Origin of the sequence: Gilliamella sp. Imp1-1, from assembly GCF_001690415.1 — a bacterium.
GTDB classification, from domain to species: domain Bacteria; phylum Pseudomonadota; class Gammaproteobacteria; order Enterobacterales; family Orbaceae; genus Gilliamella; species Gilliamella bombi.
Genome location: NZ_LZHK01000049.1, coordinates 53,603 through 77,446 on the forward strand (window position 1 = coordinate 53,603; position 23,844 = coordinate 77,446).

15 protein-coding genes, 1 tRNA gene and 1 pseudogene are annotated in these 23,844 nt (G+C 34.7%); 14 read left to right on the forward strand and 3 right to left on the reverse strand.

Going from position 1 to position 23,844, the window contains the following annotated elements; all coding sequences use genetic code 11:
* The first annotated feature begins 5 nt into the window (after nt 1–5).
* The 14 genes from prc to recB all read left to right on the forward strand — a co-directional run bounded on the left by prc (nt 6) and on the right by recB (nt 16,639).
* The gene (gene prc / locus A9G38_RS04945) at nt 6–2,090 is read left to right on the forward strand and encodes a carboxy terminal-processing peptidase (RefSeq protein ID WP_065623155.1); all 2,085 of its coding nucleotides are present in this window, start codon (nt 6–8) and stop codon (nt 2,088–2,090) included.
* Nucleotides 2,091–2,104: 14 nt separating this feature from the next.
* Nucleotides 2,105–2,194 (forward strand): cytochrome bd-I oxidase subunit CydH, encoded by a 90-nt coding sequence (gene cydH / locus A9G38_RS11980; RefSeq protein ID WP_141671006.1) that lies wholly within the window; start codon nt 2,105–2,107, stop codon nt 2,192–2,194.
* A gap of 68 nt (nt 2,195–2,262) precedes the next feature.
* A tRNA-Ser gene (locus tag A9G38_RS04950) sits at nt 2,263–2,350 on the forward strand.
* 141 nt (nt 2,351–2,491) lie between these two features.
* Nucleotides 2,492–3,385 (forward strand): 50S ribosomal protein L3 N(5)-glutamine methyltransferase, encoded by an 894-nt coding sequence (gene prmB / locus A9G38_RS04955; protein WP_034909682.1) that lies wholly within the window; start codon nt 2,492–2,494, stop codon nt 3,383–3,385.
* Nucleotides 3,386–3,415: 30 nt separating this feature from the next.
* The gene (gene aroC, locus A9G38_RS04960; RefSeq protein WP_034909680.1) at nt 3,416–4,489 is read left to right on the forward strand and encodes a chorismate synthase; all 1,074 of its coding nucleotides are present in this window, start codon (nt 3,416–3,418) and stop codon (nt 4,487–4,489) included.
* Nucleotides 4,486–5,238, forward strand: coding sequence for a TSUP family transporter (locus A9G38_RS04965; protein WP_034909678.1), 753 nt, complete (start codon nt 4,486–4,488; stop codon nt 5,236–5,238). Before aroC ends, A9G38_RS04965 begins: the two co-directional genes overlap by 4 nt.
* A 241-nt stretch (nt 5,239–5,479) precedes the next feature.
* On the forward strand, nt 5,480–6,403 hold the full coding sequence (locus A9G38_RS04970) for a LysR family transcriptional regulator (RefSeq protein ID WP_034909782.1): 924 nt from the start codon (nt 5,480–5,482) through the stop codon (nt 6,401–6,403).
* 149 nt (nt 6,404–6,552) lie between these two features.
* Nucleotides 6,553–6,822 (forward strand): 30S ribosomal protein S15, encoded by a 270-nt coding sequence (rpsO, locus tag A9G38_RS04975; protein ID WP_034909676.1) that lies wholly within the window; start codon nt 6,553–6,555, stop codon nt 6,820–6,822.
* A 307-nt stretch (nt 6,823–7,129) separates the two neighbouring features.
* On the forward strand, nt 7,130–9,244 hold the full coding sequence (pnp, locus tag A9G38_RS04980) for a polyribonucleotide nucleotidyltransferase (protein WP_034909675.1): 2,115 nt from the start codon (nt 7,130–7,132) through the stop codon (nt 9,242–9,244).
* A gap of 25 nt (nt 9,245–9,269) precedes the next feature.
* Nucleotides 9,270–10,130 carry a lipoprotein NlpI gene (gene nlpI / locus A9G38_RS04985; RefSeq protein ID WP_034909673.1) on the forward strand — a complete coding sequence of 287 codons (861 nt, stop codon included), beginning with the start codon at nt 9,270–9,272 and terminating at the stop codon, nt 10,128–10,130.
* A 339-nt stretch (nt 10,131–10,469) separates the two neighbouring features.
* Nucleotides 10,470–12,236, forward strand: a complete 1,767-nt coding sequence (locus A9G38_RS04990; protein WP_081297949.1) for a DEAD/DEAH family ATP-dependent RNA helicase — start codon at nt 10,470–10,472, stop codon at nt 12,234–12,236.
* 182 nt (nt 12,237–12,418) lie between these two features.
* Nucleotides 12,419–12,715, forward strand: a complete 297-nt coding sequence (locus tag A9G38_RS04995) for a YfcZ/YiiS family protein (protein ID WP_034909671.1) — start codon at nt 12,419–12,421, stop codon at nt 12,713–12,715.
* Between the two features lie 10 nt (nt 12,716–12,725).
* On the forward strand, nt 12,726–13,184 hold the full coding sequence (gene sixA / locus A9G38_RS05000; protein ID WP_034909670.1) for a phosphohistidine phosphatase SixA: 459 nt from the start codon (nt 12,726–12,728) through the stop codon (nt 13,182–13,184).
* The gene (recB, locus tag A9G38_RS05005; protein ID WP_034909668.1) at nt 13,163–16,639 is read left to right on the forward strand and encodes an exodeoxyribonuclease V subunit beta; all 3,477 of its coding nucleotides are present in this window, start codon (nt 13,163–13,165) and stop codon (nt 16,637–16,639) included. Before sixA ends, recB begins: the two co-directional genes overlap by 22 nt.
* Nucleotides 16,640–16,725: 86 nt before the next feature.
* Here recB and A9G38_RS05010 read toward each other — a convergent pair.
* The 3 genes and pseudogenes from A9G38_RS05010 to A9G38_RS05020 form a co-directional block, all read right to left on the reverse strand.
* A pseudogene (locus A9G38_RS05010) lies at nt 16,726–19,813 on the reverse strand (beta-galactosidase).
* Nucleotides 19,814–20,260: 447 nt separating this feature from the next.
* Nucleotides 20,261–21,265: a substrate-binding domain-containing protein gene (locus tag A9G38_RS05015; RefSeq protein ID WP_034909666.1), complete on the reverse strand. Its 1,005-nt coding sequence runs from the start codon at nt 21,263–21,265 to the stop codon at nt 20,261–20,263.
* Nucleotides 21,266–21,598: 333 nt separating this feature from the next.
* Nucleotides 21,599–23,716 carry an alpha-galactosidase gene (locus A9G38_RS05020; RefSeq protein WP_034909665.1) on the reverse strand — a complete coding sequence of 706 codons (2,118 nt, stop codon included), beginning with the start codon at nt 23,714–23,716 and terminating at the stop codon, nt 21,599–21,601.
* Nucleotides 23,717–23,844 lie beyond the last annotated feature (128 nt).

Sequence of the window (23,844 nt, forward strand, 5' to 3'; positions counted from 1 at the left end):
TTTGAATGAATAAATTACTCAATGGTATTATTACACTTAGCCTTATTTTTGGTATTTTTAGCCAAAATGTTCAGGCAAAACCGCAAGCTAATGAACAAATACCAGTTCTAAAGCAAGATGATATCCACCAAGTTGTTGCTAAGCGTGTAACGAATTTTTTTACTCAATCACATTATCGTAATTTTTCCTTGGATGGTGCTTTTTCAGCTCAGATTTTTGATCGCTATTTCAAATTATTGGATGGCAGTAAATCCATTTTTATTCAAAGTGATGTTGATGGTTTTCGAAATAGACAAGAGTCTTTAGGTCAAGAATTAATCGATGGTAATTTAAAGACGGCTTATGATATTTACAATCTTTTTTTGAAAAAACGTTATGACCGTTATCAATATGCTCTTGAAGTTTTACAACGGCCTATGGATTTTTCTGCCAATGATGAAATTGATTTTAATCGTGAAGAAATTGCTTGGCCGACATCAGAAAACGAACTTAATGTTTATTGGGATAAGCGTGTTAAATATGATGAATTGAGTTTATCTTTATCAGGAAAAAATGAAAAAGAGATCCGTAAAGTTTTAAGTAAACGTTACAATCGCGTTTTGAAAACGATAATGCAATCAAATAATGAAGATGCCTTTCAAGTATTTATGAATGCATTTGCCAGAGAAATTGATCCTCACACTAGTTATTTGGCACCACGTAAAAAACGAGATTTTGATTCCGAAATGAGTTTATCATTTGAAGGCATTGGTGCAACATTAAGCCAGCAAGATGACTATACTGTGATTATGTCTTTTGTAACAGGCGGACCTGCTGAAAAGAGTAAGTTACTTACCATCGGGGATAGGATTATTGGAGTAGGTCAAAGTAATTCTGGAATTGAAGATGTTATTGGGTGGCGCTTGGATGATATTGTCGATAAAATTCGTGGACCTAAAGGTACTGTTGTAAGATTGGAAATTTTACCTGCTGGTAATAATAGTAAGGCAAAAGTAATTGAGCTCACTCGTGATAAGATTCATTTTGAAGATAGAGAAGCGAAATTAAATATTATTGATAATCCACGTGGTAAAGTTGGCGTTATTGAAATACCAAGTTTCTATATGGGATTAACGGAAAAAGTTGAAGGACTCTTATCAAAAGCAAATAAAGAAAATTTGCAAGGTTTAGTTATTGATTTACGTGATAATGGTGGTGGTTCGTTAACCGAAGTTATCAATTTAACTGGCTTATTCATTGATACTGGACCAGTTGTTCAGGTACGTGATAATTTACAAAAAGTCATCACTTACAATGATAAGAATAAAGGTATTGAATACACCGGGCCACTTGTTGTTATGATTAATCGTTATAGTGCATCAGCATCCGAAATATTTTCTGCGGCTATGCAAGATTATGGGCGAGCATTAATAGTTGGTGAAACCACTTATGGTAAGGGAACCGTCCAAACTTCTCGTAACATCTCTTATCCAGTTGATGCAAGACTACATCCAAGTTGGCCTGAACTTGGCGGAGCTCAATATACTATTCAGAAGTTTTATCGTATCAATGGTGGTAGCACACAATTAAAAGGCGTTGAGCCAGATATTGAAATGAATAAAGTTAAGTATGTTGATGAAACGGGAGAGCGTTTTTTAGATAACGCATTACCGTGGGATAAAATACCGTCCGCCGATTATTTGACTCTTGCCAATATTAAGCCATTGTTGCCTGACTTAGAATCACAACATTTGTCTAGAATTTCACATAATCCTGAATTTATGTATATTGATGAAGATATTAAACGATTTAATGATAAAAAAGATCGTCAATACATTGTTTCACTTAATAAGAAAAAACGAGAATCAGAACAAAAAAATAATGAGGAACGTGATTTAAAAAGAACTAATGCACGTTTAAATAAGGTAGGTTTACCATCAATTACTAAATTAGATGATTTACCAAAAAATTATAAAAAACCTGATGCTTACTTAGATGAATCTATCGAGATACTTCTTGATTTTGCACCTAAGTATCCCAAAATCAAAGGCAATAACCCTATTAAAGAGGTTATTACGTTTGATTTACCAATCGAGAAAGCTAATAAATAATTGGAGATAACATAATGGATTCAAATTTAAAATATGCTTTAATCACAACTATTGCTGTGTTAGCTGTTTTGGCAACATTTGGTTTTATTGTTTGTGTGAATTAAAAAGCTTGATTAATTAGTTGGTGATCATTATAGTATGCAACCTACTTTTGAAAAGTGGGTTCTAATGAGGTGAGGTGTCCGAGTGGTTGAAGGAGCACGCCTGGAAAGTGTGTATACGGCAACGTATCAAGGGTTCGAATCCCTTCCTCACCGCCATATTGAGTCATTAAAAGATGGGACCATTAGTTCATAACGCTATAAAACTAGCTATCTAGATTATTTTAATAGTTCGTAATTTATAGTTGTTATTTAAAATGACAAACAATACCTTCCTCTCCTAAATCATTTGGAGTTATTATGGAAAACTTACGCACAGTTCAAGACTTTATACGCTGGACAGCATCACAACTTAGTCTATCAGATGTCTTTTTAGGTCATGGTACAGATAATCCTATTGATGAGTCTAAACAATTAGTTTTAGAAACGTTAGGATTATCGTTGTTTATTCCTGAAGAATTTTATTCCGCAAATCTAACTAATGATGAAAAAAATCAAATTATTGATATTATTCAAAAGCGAATAAAAGATCGTGTACCAACCCCTTATTTAACTAACCAAGCTTGGTTTTGTGGACATGCTTTTTATGTTGATGAACGTGTATTAATTCCTCGTTCTCCTATTGGTGAACTAATTGATAACCATTTTGAGCAAATAATATTAACTGAACCTAAAAATATTTTAGATCTATGTACTGGTAGTGGCTGTATAGGGATTGCTTGTGCTTATGAGTTTGCTGATGCTCAAGTTGATATAACTGATATTTCCTTAGAAGCATTAGATATCGCCAAAACAAATATTGAAATGCACGAAATGGATTTTCAAGTTACTCCTATTTTGTCAGATCTATTTGATGATGTGCCAGAAAAACAATACGATCTGATTGTCACTAATCCGCCTTATGTTGATAGTGAAGATATGAGTGATTTGCCAGATGAGTTTTTATATGAACCTAAATTAGCATTAGAAGCAGGCTTTGATGGTTTAGATCTGGTAAAAAAAATTTTACGAGATGCGATAAATTATTTAACACCAGAAGGAGTATTAGTTTGTGAAGTTGGTAATAGTTGGGTTAGCTTACAACAACAATATCTCGATGTCCCTTTTAATTGGATAGAATTTGAACGTGGTGGGTTGGGTGTGTTTTCTATCACACGTGAAGAACTGATCCAATATCATTATTGTTTTAAATAAGCTGTTTTTAATCATTGGAATAAATTTATTATGGCTGGAAACTCAATCGGAAAATTATTCAAAGTAACCACATTTGGTGAATCACACGGTGTAGCATTAGGGTGTGTTGTCGATGGTGTTCCTCCTGGACTTGCGTTAACAGAATCAGACATGCAAATTGATCTTGATCGTCGTAGACCTGGCTCATCTCGTTATACAACTCAACGCCGAGAAGCTGATCAAGTTAAAATTTTGTCAGGCGTATTTGAAGGAGTTACAACAGGGACGAGTATTGGTTTACTTATTGAAAATACCGATCAACGTTCTCAAGATTATAGTAAAATTAAAGATATCTTCAGACCAAGCCATGCAGATTACACTTATCAAAATAAATATGGCATACGAGATTATCGTGGTGGCGGTCGCTCCTCTGCTCGTGAAACGGCTATGAGAGTTGCTGCCGGCGCTATTGCAAAAAAATATCTACAAGAAAAGCTTGGCATTACTATTCGTGGTTATTTGGCTCAGATGGGTGATGTAAAATGTGAATTGAAAGACTGGCAACAAGTTGAACACAATCCATTTTTTTGTGCAGATGAAAGTAAATTAGATGCGCTTGAACAGTTGCTTCGGTTACTAAAAAAAGAGGGTGACTCAATAGGTGCGAAAGTTTGCATTGTTGCTGAGAATATTCCAGTAGGACTTGGCGAACCTGTATTTGATAAACTAGATGCTGATCTTGCGCATGCACTAATGAGTATTAATGCTGTGAAAGGTGTAGAAATTGGTGATGGTTTTGCTGTTGTTAATAAACGTGGTAGCGAAAATCGTGATGAAATAACACCTAAGGGCTTTTTATCCAATCATGCTGGTGGGATTTTAGGTGGTATTAGTTCAGGACAAACCATATCAGCCAGCATAGCACTTAAACCCACACCTAGTATAGAAATTCCTGGTCAATCAGTTAATATTTTGGGTGAAAGCGTTGAAGTATCTACACATGGTCGACATGATCCATGTGTTGGCATTCGAGCTGTACCAATTGCTGAAGCAATGGTTGCTATTGTGCTGATGGATCACTACCTTCGTTATCGGGCTCAATGTGGTGATGTCAATAAATTATGAGTTATGATCTGCTTATTTTACTTTTTCTGATTGCTGCTTTGGCCGGTTTTATTGACTCCATTGCTGGCGGAGGTGGTTTATTAACTGTCCCTGCATTGCTTGCTGTTGGACTACCACCAGCTAGTGCATTGGCAACCAATAAATTGCAAAGTTGCGGTGGTTCGTTTTCTGCTAGCCTATATTTTATTCGGCAGCATATGGTGGATTTGAAACAACAAAAATGGGCAATCGTTTTTGCTTTTGTTGGTTCAGCAATTGGTACATTATCGGTGATGCGTATCCAAGCTGATTTTTTAAAATTATTATTACCTATTTTAACTATTAGTGTTGGTTTTTATTTTTTACTTTCTCCAACTATTGGAGAAAACGACCGTAACAGTCGCCTTTCACTTATTCAATTCGCATTAATTCCTGCCTTTGGTATAGGTTTTTATGATGGTTTTTTTGGTCCTGGTGCTGGTTCATTTTATGCGTTAGCTTATATCACGTTAGCAGGTTTTAATTTAACTAAAGCGACTGCACATACCAAAGTACTAAACTTTACCTCAAATTTGGCCGGCTTGCTGTTTTTTATTATAGGGGGAGAAGTAATATGGTCAATTGGATTGGTTATGCTAGTTGGTCAATTTATAGGAGCAAGGCTTGGAGCTAAAATGGTCATCGCCAAAGGTCGTAAATTAATTCGACCAATGTTAATTACTGTTTCGACCCTTATGAGTATAAAATTAATTTACGAAAACTTTTTTTAGATACTTATAAGCCAGATAATTCACATTTTTTTACCTAAAATATCTAAAGTAATTTTATTATCAATCCTACTGCTTCTCATTTGTACTTTTCATAATTCATTTATATTAAATTTTTTGTCAAAAACTTTCAGGTAACTATATGTTTGAGTATAAAATAGCAATAAGTATTTACTTCACTTAAATATTATTTAGTATATATTTGTGTTATATAAGATAGTTTGTGTTAACACGTCCCAATATTATGAAACTTCAACAATTACGTTATATTTTAGAAATTGCACGTTCTGGCTCAATAAATGAAGCCGCTAAGAATTTATATATTACTCAGCCAAGCTTATCAACAGCGGTGAAAGATCTAGAAGCTGAATTTGGTATTGAGATTTTTGTGCGCAGTTCTAAAGGAGTTTCACTTTCACCTGATGGCGTTGAGTTTTTAGGTTATGCCAAACAAGTTCTAGATCAAGCTGAGCTATTAGAACAGCACTACTCAAAAAAAGAACCCTCTAAGCAGTTATGTAGTATATCTACTCAGCATTACGCTTTTGCGGTTAATGCTTTTGTTAATTTAATTAAAAATAATCAAACAGATGAGTATGAGTTTACGCTTAGGGAAACAAAAACATATGATATTATCACCGATGTAGCTAATTTACGTAGTGAAGTTGGTATTTTGTATTTGAATGATTTTAATCAAAAAGTGATTTTACGGTTACTGAAAGAACATAGATTAACCTTTAATCCACTTTTTGAAGCTAATCCTCATGTATTTATTAGTACTCATCATCCATTATCATCCATGAAGTTATTAACTTTAGATGATTTAGAGGATTACCCTTATCTCTCTTTTGAGCAGGGAGAATATAACTCATTTTATTTTTCCGAAGAAATTTTAAGTACGGTTTATCATAAAAAGAGTATACACGTCAGTGATAGAGCAACCTTATTTAACTTATTGCATGGACTTAATGGTTATACCATTAGCACAGGGGTTTTAAGTGCAGACTTAAACGGATCTGATATTTTATCAATACCGTTAGATGTAGAAGAAAAAATTCTAATAGGTTGGATTACATCACAAAAGGCTCAACTAAGCTTATCAGCTCAAAATTATATTGAGGCGCTAAAAAAACTAATTCAAGAAGAGTATGGTTTTGAGCTTAAGTAAATACTGCTGTTAACTAAATAAATCAAATTGCTATTTTTATAAATTTAAGTATAATTACATAACTCATATATTCACTATATGGATACCGAGGAATGTCTGAATTAGAGATCGGTCATTCCATTTTTTATATTTATTTTAAGAGGTTTATTATGTCTCTAACTGTAGAAGCTAAAGCGAAAATCGTTGCCGAATATGGTCGTGGCACTAACGACACTGGTTCAACAGAGGTTCAAGTTGCTCTTTTAACTGCACGTATTAATGATTTACAAGGTCATTTTTCTGAGCATAAAAAAGATCACCATAGCCGTCGCGGTCTATTACGTATGGTGTCTAGCCGTCGTAAATTATTAGATTATTTACGTCGTAAAGATATTGAACGTTATAACCAATTGATTAAAAAACTAGGTTTACGTCGCTAATTGACAATCTACTTGAAAAGAGGCTTAGGCCTCTTTTTCGTTGTGAAAAATCGATGCTCTGATATAATATTGAGCATTAAAAGTTATTATTTTAAGTAAGCCAACAAAGTAAAGATTATATCTCATGTTTCGCGCGACTAATGAGAGCTCTATAATTTATAGATTTGTCATTAGTCGTGACAGTGAAATAATCTTTTTGTTGTATATATCCCCACATTGTTGAAGAGAGTATCAATAAGCGTAGCGTAATGCTGCGTCCTGTCGAAATATCAAACTTCAACATAACAGATAACAAGAGGACATTATTTTGTTTAATCCGACATGTCAAAAATTTCAATATGGTCGTCATACTGTGACTTTAGAAACTGGTATTATGGCTCGTCAAGCAACCGCAGCTGTTATGGTTAATATGGATGATACCGCTGTATTTGTCACGGTTGTTGCAAATAAAAAAGTAAAAGAAGGTCAAGACTTCTTCCCATTAACAGTTAATTACCAAGAACGTACTTATGCTGCAGGGCGTATTCCTGGTGGATTCTTTAAACGTGAAGGTCGTCCAAGTGAAGGTGAAACTCTAATTGCACGTTTAATCGACCGCCCGCTTCGTCCATTATTTCCTGAAGGATTTGTTAATGAAATCCAAATTATTGCAACCGTTGTTTCAGTTAACCCCGAAGTGAGTCCTGACCTAGTTGCAATGATTGGTGCTTCTGCTGCACTTTGCTTATCAGGTGTTCCATTCCACGGCCCTATTGGTGCTGCACGTGTTGGCTTTATTAATAATGAATTTGTATTAAATCCATCAGTAAAAGAGCTTACAGCCAGTCGTCTAGACTTAGTTGTTGCGGGCACAAAAAGTGCAGTATTAATGGTTGAATCTGAAGCTGATTTACTCACTGAAGATCAAATGTTAGCAGCGGTGGTATTTGGCCATGAACAACAACAAGTTGTTATTGATAATATTAACGAATTTGTAGAAAAAGCCAATTGTGAAAAATGGGATTGGGTAGCACCGGCTAAAAATGAAGTGCTATATAACGCCATTGTTGAACTAGCTAAAGATCGTTTGGGCGAAGCTTATCGTATTACTGAAAAACAAGCACGTTATGCTCAAATTGATTTAATTAAAGAAGAAGTTTTAGCTGTACTAAAAGAGCAAAATGACGAACTCGATGAAAACGAAGTGATTAATATTATTGTTGAGTTGGAAAGTCAAATTGTTCGTAAGCGTGTTATTGCTGGTGAACCGCGTATTGATGGTCGTGAAAAAGATATGATTCGTGCACTTGATATCCGTACTAATGTCTTACCAAGAACTCATGGTAGTGCATTGTTTACACGCGGCGAAACTCAGGCACTAGTTACTGCAACATTAGGTACAGAGCGTGACGCACAAATCATTGATGAGTTAACTGGTGAATATACTGAACGGTTCTTACTTCATTACAATTTTCCTCCATACTCTGTTGGTGAAACAGGCATGGTTGGCTCACCAAAACGCCGAGAAATTGGTCATGGTCGCCTAGCTAAACGAGGTGTTGCGGCGGTAATGCCAAGTCGTGAAGAATTTCCCTATACTGTCCGAGTAGTGTCTGAAATTACTGAGTCAAATGGTTCATCTTCAATGGCTTCTGTTTGTGGTGCTTCACTTGCTCTTATGGATGCAGGAGTACCAATCAAATCATCTGTTGCAGGTATTGCAATGGGATTAGTAAAAGAAGGTGATCAGTTTGTCGTATTGTCAGATATTCTTGGTGACGAAGACCACCTTGGTGATATGGACTTTAAAGTAGCAGGTACACGCGAAGGTGTAAGTGCATTGCAAATGGATATCAAAATTGAAGGTATAACCAAAGAAATTATGCAAGTAGCACTTAATCAAGCTAAAGGTGCTCGTTTACATATTTTAAGTGTAATGGAACAAGCAATTAATAAGCCTCGCCAAGAAATTTCAGAATTTGCACCACGTATTTATACAATGAATGTAAATCCTGACAAAATTCGCGATATTATCGGTAAAGGTGGCGCAACAATTCGGGCTTTAACTGAAGAAACAGGAACAACTATTGAAATTACTGATGATGGTACCGTTAAGATTGCAGCTTCAGATGGTAATAAAGCCAAAGATGCCATGGCACGTATTACTAACTTAGTTGCTGATGTCGAAATTGGTAAAATTTATACAGGTAAAGTGACAAGAATCGTTGATTTTGGTGCTTTCGTATCGGTTATTGGTGGTAAAGAAGGACTTGTTCATGTATCTCAAATTGCCGATCATCGAGTAGAAAAAGTGGCTGATTATCTAAAAGTAGGTCAAGAAGTAAATGTTAAAGTACTAGAAATTGATCGCCAAGGTAGAATCCGTTTGAGTATGAAAGATGCTGTCGAACCTACAGCAGACGTTACTTCAACAGCAGAATAAAATTATTATTCATTAGGGGATAAAAATGGGATTATTCAACCTGAGAACTGTATGCTGCATTTTGCTAGCTGTTATTCTTTTGTCAGGTTGTTCTAATTCTCAACCTTTGTTAGCTGTTCCTGAGCAAGTTTCATATGATGATGAGTTAAAAATTGCTCAGCTCAGCCAACAGCTATCACAAAAAGGCCTTGATACTGGAACGCGAATGCAACTCATATTTGAGCGAGGTATTGCCTATGATTCATTGGGTTTTAAAGCCTTTGCTCAAAGCGATTTTTCCTATTTGTTGAGCTTAAATCCTGAAGTTCCTGACATTTACAACTTTCTAGGAACTTATGCATTAAGAGATGGTGATTTTGATACAGCTTTGATGTCATTTAATACTACATTAGAGCTTGATCCCGCTTATACTTATGCGTATTTGAATCGTGCTATTACGTTGTATCGTACAGGCCATTATCAAGCCGCAGAGCGTGATGCATTACGATTTTATCAGTATGATGTGAATGAACCTATTAGAATTCTATGGCTTTATTTGATTGAAAAAGAAAATGATAATAAAGCCGCCAAAATTGAGCTACAAAAACGTTATGATCTGATTAATGATAAAACGAGTTATAGTGGCAATATTATTGCATTTTATTTAGGTAAAATTAACGAATCTAAATTAATGCAGAACCTTCAACAAGGTGTAGAGAATAATCGACAATTAGCCGAACGCCTTTGTGAAGCCTACTTTTACTTAGGTAAATATTATCAAAGTAAAGGTGACAACGAACGTGCCAAAATGTTATTTAAATATGCTTTAGCCAATAATATTTATAACTATGTTGAACATCAACAGGCACTTTATGAAATGAAGTTACTTGAAGAAAAAGAAGAGTAACAAGGGTCATGCCAGTTTTAAAAGTGAAAATATTGTTATAGCGTAGTTCTGATTTGTCAAATAATATGTTCTCAACATTAGATAATGTGGTTAGCTTTATCTTAGATATATTAATTAATCTTAGTGTATTTTTTAGATTCGATTTGTTGAGTTAACATAGGCAGTTAGTTATTGGGGTGAGTTGTAAATTTTCAATTTAGTGAGCTGGCAAAATTTATATCTGCTTTCTTTATTTGGTTTAAAAAAATAAGATAAAACTTATATGATATTAGTTAATAATTATCAGGATTTTTACTAAATAAGTGAGTTTATATATTCAAAATTTATAAGCGAGTTTACATGACAAAAGAAGTTTCTTTTATTGATCTTGGTTTATCCGAGGATATTCTTAACGCATTAAATGATCTTGGTTTTAGCAAACCATCACCAATCCAATCTGAATGTATTCCTCTATTATTAGAGGGGAATGATGTATTGGGTATGGCACAGACAGGTAGTGGCAAAACTGCTGCGTTTTCAATCCCTTTCTTAATGAATATTGACGCAAACTTAAAAGCACCACAACTTTTAGTATTAGCTCCTACACGTGAATTGGCTATACAAGTTGCTGATGCTTGCTCTGAATATTCAAAATATATGAAAGGGGTTAAAGTACTCGCTTTATATGGTGGACAACGCTATGACGTTCAATTACGTGCTTTAAAACAAGGTCCTCAAATTGTAGTTGGTACACCAGGACGTTTGCTTGATCACTTAAATCGTAAAACCTTAGATCTCTCTAATCTTAAGGGATTAGTACTTGATGAAGCAGATGAAATGTTAAGAATGGGCTTTATTGATGATGTTGAAAGCATTATGACAACGATTCCAGATGATCATCAAACAGCTTTATTTTCGGCAACAATGCCAGCACCAATTCGTCGTATTACTAAACGATTTATGCAAAATCCTAAAGAAGTTCAGATCAAAGGTACCAATCAAACTGCCCCTGATATTGACCAAAGTTATTGGCTTGTTAGAGGTATGCGTAAAAACGAAGCTATCGTTCGCTTTCTAGAAGCAGAAGATTTTGATGCGGCTATTATTTTTGTTCGAACAAAATCAGCTACTTTAGATGTGGCGGAAGTGCTTGAAAAGCACGGTTATAGTTGTGCTGCATTAAATGGTGATATGACACAACAATTGCGTGAACAAACATTAGATCGTTTACGTAATGGTCGTTTAGATATATTAATCGCAACCGATGTTGCTGCTCGTGGTTTGGATGTTGAGCGTATTAGCTTAGTTATCAATTATGATATCACGTTAGATTCTGAATCTTATGTTCATCGTATTGGACGAACGGGTCGCGCTGGTCGTGCTGGTCGTGCTATTTTATTTGTTGATAGCCGCGAACGTCGTTTACTTAAGAATATAGAGCAAACTATCAAAAAAACAATTCCAGAAGTTGGGTTGCCATCAAAAGAGCTACTTGAACAGCGTCGTTTAGCTAAATTTACTGAGCAAGTCCAGAAACAGCTTGAGAGTAGTGATTTAGATGAGTACCAAAAGTTATTAGCACAAATACAAGCTGATAGTGGAGCCGATCTTGAAACAATTGCAACCGCTTTATTAAAATTAGCACAAGGGGAACGCCCTTTAATTTTGCCACCAGATCCAGTGTTTAAACCATCGCGTGAAATGCGAGATCGGGATAATCGTGGCGGTGAACGCCGTTTACGAGGTGATAATCGTGAATCCCCAAAACGTCGAGAACGACGGGATGTTGGTGATATGGATATGTATCGTATTGAAGTTGGTAAAGAGAACGGTATTGAAGTTCGTCATATTGTGGGGGCAATTGCTAATGAAGCTGATATTAGCAGTCGTTACATTGGTAATATCAAGCTTTATGATACTTATTCGACAGTTGAATTACCAAAAGGTATGCCAAAAGACATACTAAAACATTTTGAAAAAGTAAGAGTACTTAATCAACCAATGAAAATGAGCTTAATCAGTGGAGCAGCGTCTGATACTAAACGAGCTCGTAAAAACAGTAAATCAGATACATCCGATAAACCGTTTGCAAAAAAGCGTGGTCGCCCAACAGCACCTAAATTCTAATGTATTGACCTCTGCCATTTGGCAGAGGTATCTTTAATTCTTTTTATCTCAACTAACAACATAGTTTAGTAGCCACATACAGCATCATATTCAGCTAGATAACAAAATAGAGTTAGCGCTTTGCCCTAAGTTATGATTAAGAGTATACTATTACAAATATTAACAGTTAATTAGAGGTAAGCATGGCAGATTCTTTAAACAAATGCAAAGCAAACGAAACTCCAGCATGTTGTTGTGTGGATGTTGGTACAATAATTGATAATGAAGACTGTAGCGCTGAATATGAACACATCTTTGCGACAGAATCAGAAGCTCAAGCTAAGTTAGCATCTTTAACTCAAGCTGCAAATGATGTCGCAACAGAGCCGTGTGAAATTAATAGCAATATTGATAAAATAAGCGATGGCTTTAAATTATCAGCAAAATTTACCTTTTGTTGTGGTGCAGAATGCATGATTTTCCAATTAAAATTACGTTAATTGAATATTGATGAAAGTTTGTATTATGAGACATGGTGAAGCAGGGTTTTCTGCTTCATCGGATTCCAGTAGAACATTAACAAATTATGGCATTAATCAGTCAAATCAAGCTGGCAAATGGCTTAAACAGCAAAATTTTCAATTTGAAATTGGTTTGGTTAGCCCTTATTTGCGAGCTCAACAAACATTAACAGAATTATCATCACACGTTAGTGTTGCAAAAGTTGAAATTAATCAATTTTTAGTGCCTGGTGGTAACCCATCTCATATTGCTGACGTATTAGCAATATTGTTAAATGATGGGGTTGAAAATGTGATTATTGTATCTCATTTGCCATTGGTGGGATATTTAGTTAATGAACTATGTCCGCAAGTTGCTCCTCCTATGTTTTCTACTGCCGCAATAGCTTGTATTAGTTTATTACCAAACTCTGCAGGAAATGTTGAATGGTATCATCAAGCGGAGTAAAAAAACTTAATCTTTTTGATTTACCTCTAACTGGTCGAACTTTAATTGAAGCATCGGCTGGAACTGGTAAAACTTATTCTCTTGCCTTTATTTACTTAAGATTATTATTGGGCATTGGTCAAAATAGTTACCCAAGGCCTTTAAATGTTAACGAAATTCTGGTTGTGACTTTTACCAAAGCGGCAACTCAAGAACTTCGATCGAGGATAAGGCAAAATATTCAAGAACTGCGAATAGGCCTATTACAAGGACATCATAAAGATCCTATTTATCAACAACTCATTGAATTAATTGATGATAGAAAATTTGCAGTACAGCAACTTACTATTGCTCAACAGTCAATGGATGATGCGGCTATTTATACTATACATAGTTTTTGCCAACGAATACTAACTAGCCATGCATTTGAATCGGGTGTTTTATTTGAGCAAAAGCTAATTTCTGATGAATATGAATTAAAATTAAGAGTAACCCAAGATTTTTGGCGTCACTATTTTACACCACTTGATAAACCACTTGCTTATTTAGTGCTTGCTACATGGCAAGATCCAACGGCATTGCTAAAAGACATCACCCCTTATTTAGGGTTAGATTTCAACAATGCTGGCAAGGTAAACCTAGATATAAGTAAAACAATAAAGTTTTTTTACCAACAAAGTTATGAAAAAATTGAAAATATTAAAAAATCTTGGTTAACTTTGTCTGAAAAATTAGTTGAAATCATTATACAATCAGGTGTCAGAAAACAATCATATAGTAGTCGAAATCTACCCAATTGGGTAATTAAAGTATCGGCATGGGCTAACAGCGAAACTCGAACGTTTGAATTACCTAACGAACTTGAAAAATTTAAGCAATCAGTTTTAATCGAAAAGACGAAAGAAGGAAAAAGTGTTCCATATCATTCGTTTTTTGAACAAATTGACGATCTATATAAACAACCTTTTGATCTACGAAGCCAAATCTTAATGGATATCGTCAGTGTAATTCAAAAATGGCTCTATAACGAAAAAATCAAAAATGGCGAGATGAGCTTTGACGATCTTATTTGGCAACTAAATCGTGCACTAAAAGCAAAAGCAGGAGATCGATTGGCGCAAAGTATAGCCTCAAAATATTGTGTTGCTTTAATTGATGAATTCCAGGATACCGATCCTGCTCAGTATCAAATTTTTGATCGTATTTATGACAGGAAAAAGTTAGATCGAGGTCTATTATTTATTGGTGATCCAAAACAAGCAATTTACAGCTTTCGAGGTGCAGATATATTCACTTACTTAAAAGCTAAACAATCGACAGGGGAAAATTCTTTTACCATGGATGTAAACCATCGTTCATCTGCTTCGATGGTCAAAGCTGTTAACCAATTATTTTCTAATTGCGATAATCCATTTATATTTAATGATATTCCTTTTTTACCCATGGAAGCGGCAAAACGGAATCAGCAAAAGTCTTTGCAAGTTAACAACCAAAAAGTATCGGCATTAGCTGCTTACTTACTGCCTGATGATATTGCAACCAATTCTGATTATCAAGAACACATGGCTAGTTGTTGTGCTACCCAAATAGTGACTTTACTGTCTAATTCGTCAATGTTAATTGATAGCGAAAACGAACAACGTCCAGTGACTACAGCTGACATTGCAATCTTAGTGCGTAATGGGTGTGAAGCCGAAGTTATCCAACAAAAATTGACTCATTGCGGTGTTAAAAGTGTCTACTTGTCAAACAATAGTAGTGTGTTTTCTTCAAATGAAGCAAAAGATGTATTGAGCCTATTGCAAGCTGTTTTAATGCCAGAAAACGAAACAATGCTCAAGCTAGCATTAATGACATCGCTATTAGGTCAAACCATGAAAGACCTTGAACAAATCACTGACGATCAAGATAAATGGGAAAGTTTGATCGAAGAATTCAAACAATATCAAGCAATTTGGCAATATTATGGTGTATTGGTTATGTTACGCCGAATGATGAAAAAACGGCATCTAGCTGAAAACATCTTAGTTCGCCAAGATGGTGAACGAACATTAACTAACTTAATGCATTTAGGTGAATTACTTCAAGAAACATCAAATGAGTTAGATGGTCCACACGCCTTAATTCGGTGGTTGACAAAACAAATTGTTAACCCAGATCCAAATTTAGAAAATCATCAGCAACGCCTTGAAAGTGATGAAAACCTTGTCAAGATTATTACTATTCATAAATCAAAGGGATTAGAATTTCCGATTGTTTGGTTACCATTTATTTCAATATATCGTGCATCCGATAGCCAATTTTATCATGATAAAAATAATGACTATCAGCCAACTTATGCATGGTTACAGTCTGATGAGATTAAAGAGCAGATAGAAAAAGAGCGACTTGCTGAAGATTTGCGGCTATTATATGTTGCAATGACTCGCTCGGTTTATCATTGTAGTATTGGACTTGCTTCATTGAAAAAAAGCCAATCGGCTATTAATCATTTATTAAAAAGTGAATTAAGATCAATTGCCAATATAGCTAATTTAATTGATATCCAATTACCAATAGAGAGCGAACAGTATATTCCGCCAATTTTGCCAAATCAATCATTATCGGCTAACGTATTTTCGCGTAATATCTCAGACAGTTGGCGGGTCACAAGTTATACTGAATTACAAAAGCATAATCATAATGTATTGGCTTATAAGCCTGATCTTATTAATGACTGGGACGAATCCCCATACGAATCCGATAAAGTACAATCAAACGACACACAATATGATATCCACCATTTTCCTAAAGGAGCATATGTCGGTACATTAATGCACAGCATTATGGAAGATATCACATCAGATAATCTTGTTGAATTATGTAATCAGATGGTAAAAAAGCTCAATTTAGAAACAGAGTGGAATAGCGTAGTAACAAATTGGATGCAACAGATATTGACTACAAAACTGCATGATCCAAATTTAATATTATCGCAAGTGTTAATGGGGCAACATATTAACGAATTGCAATTCTATCTCCCTATACGCAAAACAGTCACTAGTCAGCAATTAGATAGTTTGTGTAAACAATATGATCATTTATCAAGATTATGTCCCGAATTAGATTTTGAGTCGGTACAAGGTATGCTAAGAGGCTTTATCGATTTAGTCTTCAAATTTGAAGGGAAATATTATGTGGTTGATTATAAATCTAATTGGTTAGGTGAATGTGTTGATGCTTATAGCCAAGAAGCGCTTGAAAAAGTGATGTGCGATCATCGCTATGACCTACAATATCAACTTTACTGTTTAGCATTGCATCGTTTTTTAAAAGGACGTTTGTCTAATTACCAATACCAAACGCATTTTGGAGGGGTATACTATCTCTTTTTACGAGGAATGCCCGAGCAAGGCATTTTTTATCACCTACCTCTGCAAGAATTTATCGAAGAACTTGATAAGCTGTTTGATGGTGAAATGTTAAATGGAATATAACAATTATTAAGAAATAACCATATCGAAAAATACAATTGAATAAAAATAAGGCACCCAAAACGGTGCCATATTTTTAGATGGCTTATTTAACATTTAAACATAAGCTGATAGCTATAGTGTTTATCTGTCAGTAAGAATTCATGATGTACATTTGGTGTCCAATAATCATCTCCACCAATTCCCATATGATAAGCATCAATACTTATATAAGCGCATGACCTAGGTTCTAATAAATGACGATGAGTTTTTTCTATTAATTGCTCTGTCCCATATTGATTAACGTTAAATTTAAACTGATGTCCAGTTATGATCATCTCATTAAGTTGCAATCTTTTAACCTCGCAACGCAATCCATTTTCACATGGATAAATATAAGGTGTATAAAGTTCTGCAAAAGGTAACGACCAATCACCAAAAATAGCTGATGTTTTTCGATCAGGATAATTTTCATGAGGTCCTAAGCCAAGCCATTTTACTTTTTTAGGAATCTGTTTCATTATGATAACATAAACCGACTCTCGCGGGTGCGGGCATATCGTTAGCAATATCAACTTGCACAGATAAAGTGAATTTGCCTTCTTGATCGAACTCGTATTGCTATTTAGTTTGAATTACTTTTTTGTTTTTGAACAAATATCCATGCAGTGCTTCGATCACAATCTTATCTGTTGATTGTGTAAGATGCATACCTAAACATTAGTGGGTTAGATCGTAATAACCAGAGGCTTTCCACTGCTCAACCCAAGCGAATGGATTATTATTACTATCAAAATCGCCACTAATACCAATATCATTATCAATAGGTGCACGAACAAACTGATCAGCAAAAGGTGAAGCTAATAATGGTTTATTACCTTTTGTCCATTGGTAAAGCAGCCCTGTTTTTTTATTAAATAGCCAACTTTGGTTTTTGTAATTAATAATGTAATCATCTTTAGTTTCGGTCCATTTTAGTTTATTTTTTGCTTGGCAAAAAGCTAATGAAGGAATATAAGAATTAGCTAATTTCCATTGTTCCCATGCAACAATATAACCAGCTTGTGACCATGGTGTAGCCTTGTTTTGAATAACACGAACTGATAAATGTAAGTCTTCACAATTTAAATCATTTGCTATATCGTCAAGTAAAGTTATTTGTAATGAACTATTGGGTTTAATATTAAGCTTAATTTTTCCTTTTTGATATTTTTTTCCATTAAATAATAATTCCCAATATAAAGTTTCATTATTTGCATGGTGAAATAGATATTCGCTTGTAATATCAATAACCAACGGTTTTTGACTAATTAGCTTAAATTGGAATGGTTGTTGTACCTTTTTGGCTTCAATCAAACTTGGGTGAGAAGTTCTATCAGGAAAGACTAATCCATCCAAGCAAAATTGCCTATCATGATAAGCCTCACCAAAATCACCGCCATAAGCCCAATAATTATCGCCAGAAGGTGTAGAACAGCGTATCCCATGATCAGCCCATTCCCAAATAAACCCACCTTGTAGCCTAGGATATTGTCTGAACGCTTGCCAGTATTTATAAAATGCACCTAGGCTATTACCCATTGCATGGGCATATTCACACAAAATAAGTGGGCGATTTTCATTTGGTAATGAAATCCATTTTTTTATTGCCCATTTGGCAACATTAGGATGTGGTTGATCTTGCTCAACGCGGGCATACATAGGACAAATAATGTCAGTGGCAGTAGTGTTTGCGCCACCGCCTTCATATTGCACAGGACGAGTTGGATCGTTACTTTTAATCCAAGCATAAAGTGCATCATGGTTTGCCCCATGTCCCGATTCATTTCCTAACGACCAAATAATAATAGAAGGGTGATTACGATCGCGCTGAACCATTCGCGTTACACGTTCACTATAAGCAGCAAGCCATCTAGGATCGGCCGACAAACGAGACATAGGAAACATACCATGTGATTCGATATTGGCTTCATCAACTAAATATAGTCCATATAGATCACAAAGATCATACCAACGAGGATCATTAGGATAATGACTACATCTCACAGCATTAAAATTATGTTGTTTAATCAATTTGATATCATGCAACATTGCTTCTTCCGTCAATGCATATCCCAAATCAGGATAGAACTCATGGCGATTTGTGCCTTTAATTAATAGTGGTTTACCATTTAAGCATAGTTGTCCATGTTTAATTTCAATAGTCCTAAATCCAACGTTATAAGCTTCTGATTCAATTAATCCTGTTTTTTTGTGATATAAACTAACAACAATTCGATAAAGGTTTGGGGTTTCAGCACTCCATAACTGTGGTTTAGTAACTGGTATTTGAAAACGTAAACGGTCAGTGTATCCTCCTTTTTCGTCAACAAAAGGTAAGCCGATTGATTGCATATGCTCGACAACTAACTTATTTTGTTGCCATAGTTCAATACCTACATCCAATAAATCTATGTTTCCATCATGCTGAATATCGGCCTGCAGAGATAAAGTTGCATTTTGATAACAATCGTCAAGTAAAGTATCAATATGAATATCACTTAAGTGGGATTTAGGTTTATTCAGTAGGGAAACATTTCGGAAAATACCACTCAATCGCCACATATCTTGATCTTCAAGATAACTGCCATCACACCATTTTAAGACTAATACTGCTATGCGGTTTTTACCGACTTTCAAAAAAGGCGTTAGATCAAATTCTGCTGGAATTCTACTATCTTGCGAATAACCAACCCATCGTCCATTACACCAAAGATGAAATGCAGAGCTAACCCCATCAAATATAATCCGTGTATCGCCTTTAGTCAGCCACTCTTTAGTCACAGAAATATATCGTGAATAACATCCTGTTGGATTTTCATCTGGTACATAAGGTGGGTTATATGGAAAAGGATAACGTATATTGGTATAAACTGGCGCATCATATCTCTTTAACTGCCAGTTAGATGGTACCTCAATTGTAGTTGCATCAAGTTCCTTTTGTAACCATGACTCTGGAACTTGCTTGGGACTTGTAAAATAACTAAAAAACCAATTACCATTTAACGATATTATAGAATCTGAATCACTATTATTTTTAGCTTGTTGTTTATTTCGCCAACTATGAAATTTTGGATGGGTATCGAGTTTATTAATACTTAAAACAGATAAATTATTCCAATCGTGCCGGCTTATAATTTCATTGAAAGAAGGATTCATATGTTCTCCATTTTACTCTGATTATTGTTACTATCACCGATTTATTTACTAATTATTATAGGGAGTCTGTAATTAAATACGGTGATCTTGTTAACATTTATGTAATCGTATACATAAAATATTAAATCTAGTTTTATCGGTTTTAATTGATAAAAATTTGTTAGAAATAATCAGCAAAAAACGTTTAAAAATATACCAGTAATATGGAAATTTTAAGTGAGTAGAATAATGACTATCTTGGTAGATATACTTGCTTTAAAGATTATTATTTCGCATCAGAAGATAAAGCATAATAAATAGTTTCGCGATTGGCTATAAACTGTTTAGACAAATAAGTGACGGATAATTTTTTTATAATATCTCTATATTTTTTGTCTATGATAAGGCAAATTATGTATATTTATTACAGTAGTTTCTTAAATGACTGTAAACAGTAATTCCTACATATTAATTAAAAAAAGTGACTGAATAACGCTTAGTTAAGGTTGGTATATAGACGTTAATCAAATTTGTTGGAATACTTTCTCCTTTTGCAAGCTTTAGTGCTAATTCAGCAGCTTGTTCAGCCATTGTCTGTAAAGGATAACGAATGGTAGTTAATTTAGGATGTAAATAACGTGATAAAACAAGATCATCAAAACCAATGATCGAAATATCGTTTGGAATTTTAATATCATTATCATAAAGCACAGACATTGCACCGGCGGCCATTGAATCGTTATAACAAGCAATTGCGGTGATATGGCAGTTACGCTCAAGTAATGACATCATTGCTTGTTCGCCACCTATTTCATTTGGTAAACCAATCGCAATCAGATTCTCATTAACATTAATACCATGTTCTAACAATGCGTCTTTATATCCTTGTAAACGATCAGATGAGTCAGAAATATTATGATTTGAACATAAATAACCAATTCTAGTATGCCCATGTTGAATTAAATGTTTGACTGCAAGATAAGATCCGTAACGATCATCAAGAGCAATACAGCGTTTTTCAAATCCTTTTACAATACGATTAATTAAAACCATACCGGGTACTTGTTGCATCAATTTTTCTAGATCGCTATCAGAGAGCATTTTGGCATGTACAACTAACGACGAACAGCGATGCTCAATTAATTGAGTAATAGCATTATATTCTTGTTGCTCATTATGATAGCCATTACCGATCAACAAAAAATGACCTGTTCGTGAGGCAACTTTTTCAACGGTACTAACCATGGCACCAAAAAATGGATCCGATACATCAGCTACAACAATACCAATAGTATTCGAATTTTGTTGTGATAAAGCGCGTGCATTAGCATCTGGATAGTAGTTTAATTTTTCCATAGCTTCTTTCACGGTATCTCTAGTATTATCTCGAACGTTATTTGCGTTATTAATTACGCGAGATACGGTTGCAACTGAAACTTTAGCTAAACGAGCAACATCTTTTATTGTCGCCATAAAAAACCTTTTAATTAATTACTATCCATAAAATATCGATAATATTTAATACTTATCAATATAGAGTTCTGTAGATTAACAATAATATAAGACAAAAAGCACTGAAAGTGAAAGGGTTATCTTTTTTACTGTCTTGAAGTTAATTCACTTGCAATACTATTGATATATGACTGAACTAATTGATCATAATAAGGTAAAATAAAAATTTTGCCAATAATATCATTGGTGAATTGAAAACTAGAATTGTTTCATTAAAAATTGAATATTAAGGGGACAGCGATTAGCAAATCCCCTGATAGTCGCTAAGTAATTAATTTAAAAGTATTAATAACATTATTTAGCAGTTACTTTTATTAATATAGCCGTTGCTGGATCAAGTACAGGTAAAGGTAAACCGACATTCATTAACCAATCACCAGATAACGTTGTTTTGTCCTTCATCCATTGAGGTAATTCTTTCATAACATGACCGTTTATTTTAGGATCGATATTATCAGGCATATCTAGCACTTCAATTTGGTATTGTTTATCGGCCAACAAACCTGTCAATCGTAAATTACCGCTTAATGCGTAGGTTGGTAATGTTAGTTGAGCAATAATAAACACAGCTTCTTTTTGGTCTTGGCTAACAACACCATAACTTTGCATAGCAGGGTTATCATCAACATCCAATCTTACAGAATTACCGCTATGTAACATAGGACGCAGCTGTTTATGTAAATTAATGTAATAAGCAAAACCTTTTTGTTCTTGCTCAGATACTTTTACTGGATCAAGTTCAACTCCCATATGACCAAATAAAGCAGTTAGACCGCGTAAATTCATATGTAGCTCACGGAATGTAGTATGACATAATGCTCCGCCAATATGAGCACCCATCACTTCAGGAGGGAAGAAATAACTCATTCCGCGTTGAATTATTTGTCTATCTAATGCATCGTTAGAATCTGAAGTCCAAAAACGTTGTGTACGTTTTAAAATCTCATAATCAATTCGACCTCCACCTGATGAACAAGATTCTATTTCAACGGTAGGGAATTTTTCTTGCAAAATATCAAGCAATCGGTAAAGCGCTTTAGTTTGACCAACAATAGCAGGATTACCTTCATGACCAGGCTGAACAATTTCACGATTCATATCCCATTTAATATAATCAACGTCATAACTACTGAGTAACCAAGTTAGTCTTTCAAGTAGATATTCAAAAACAGCTGGATTTTGTAAATCAAGTAAATACTGATGGCGACCTTCTGGTTGTTGATAACCTGGTAGTTCAAGTAACCAATCTGGATGGGCACGATAAAGATCTGAGTTTTTATTAATCATTTCTGGCTCAACCCAAATACCAAACTCCATACCAAGATCTTTAACATGTTTAATAACCGGTTCTAAACCATTGGGATATTTTCGCTCATCTAAATACCAATCACCTAATCCTTGGTAATCATCATCACGTTTACCAAACCAACCGTCATCAATGATAAAGCGTTCAACACCAATTTGAGCCGCCTTAGTCGCCATTTTCATAATGTAATCAGGATTATGGTCAAAAAAGATACCTTCCCACGTATTAAGATGAACAGGACGAGCTTTATTTTTGGCGAATTTAATAATATTACTGCGTAGAAACTGGTGGAAATGTTGACTCATTTTATTTAAGCCTTCATCGCTATAGGTAGCATATAACCAAGGCGTACTTAAAGATTCACCTTTAGCTAGTGATATTTCTCCTGCATAATACAGAGCTTCAGCTTGAATAAAACGTTTACCGTTACTTTTAACTGCAACTTGAATGCGATGATTACCACTCCATCCCAAGTGGATCCCCCAAATTTCGCCAGTTTGTTCTTTAAAACCTTCGGTACCAACCATCATCCCAGGGAAATATTCGTGTGATGTTCGTCCTCGTCGATTTTCTTGTAAATAACCACAATGTGATATTTTAGTTCGATGAGGGAAAAATTCTTTAATCCAACGACCACTAAAAGCCATTAATTCTTGTGCCCGTTCAGGAATCGGTAACGTAATAGAAAAACGATTAACTTGATATGGTTCATCACCTAAATTGGTTAAAGTATTTTGACACTGCAATACACCACTTTTATCTAAAATAAAAAAACTGGTTAAACGAAGTTTAGCAATGTTATCTTCACTAATAATGGTAATGCTATTGTCAGTTTTATTAACTTCTTTAGTTGTAAAAACGGGAGTCCAATCTTTACTATTTCGGTGTCCTTCAAGTCCAGGTGTGCTAAAATTACCTAAACCTTCTTCTGGGCATAGAGTAAATGGAACGTTGACATCTATACGAGAATTAGGTACAGCAGGGTAAAGCATGTCAATCATTTCAGGTTGAAAGTTTTGTAATCGTTTACCAAAATAACACAATTCGGCATACGGTTCAGTGCGAAAAAGGATATCTATATTATTATTGCTAAGACGATAATTCATAATGGCTCCAAGTTTGTAATATGTCACTTATATAAAATAATAGCTATTTATATAAAATAATATTTTTAATTTCATATTTTGTGATTAAGATCTCATAAAAATGTAAACGATTTCATTATTGAAGGTTA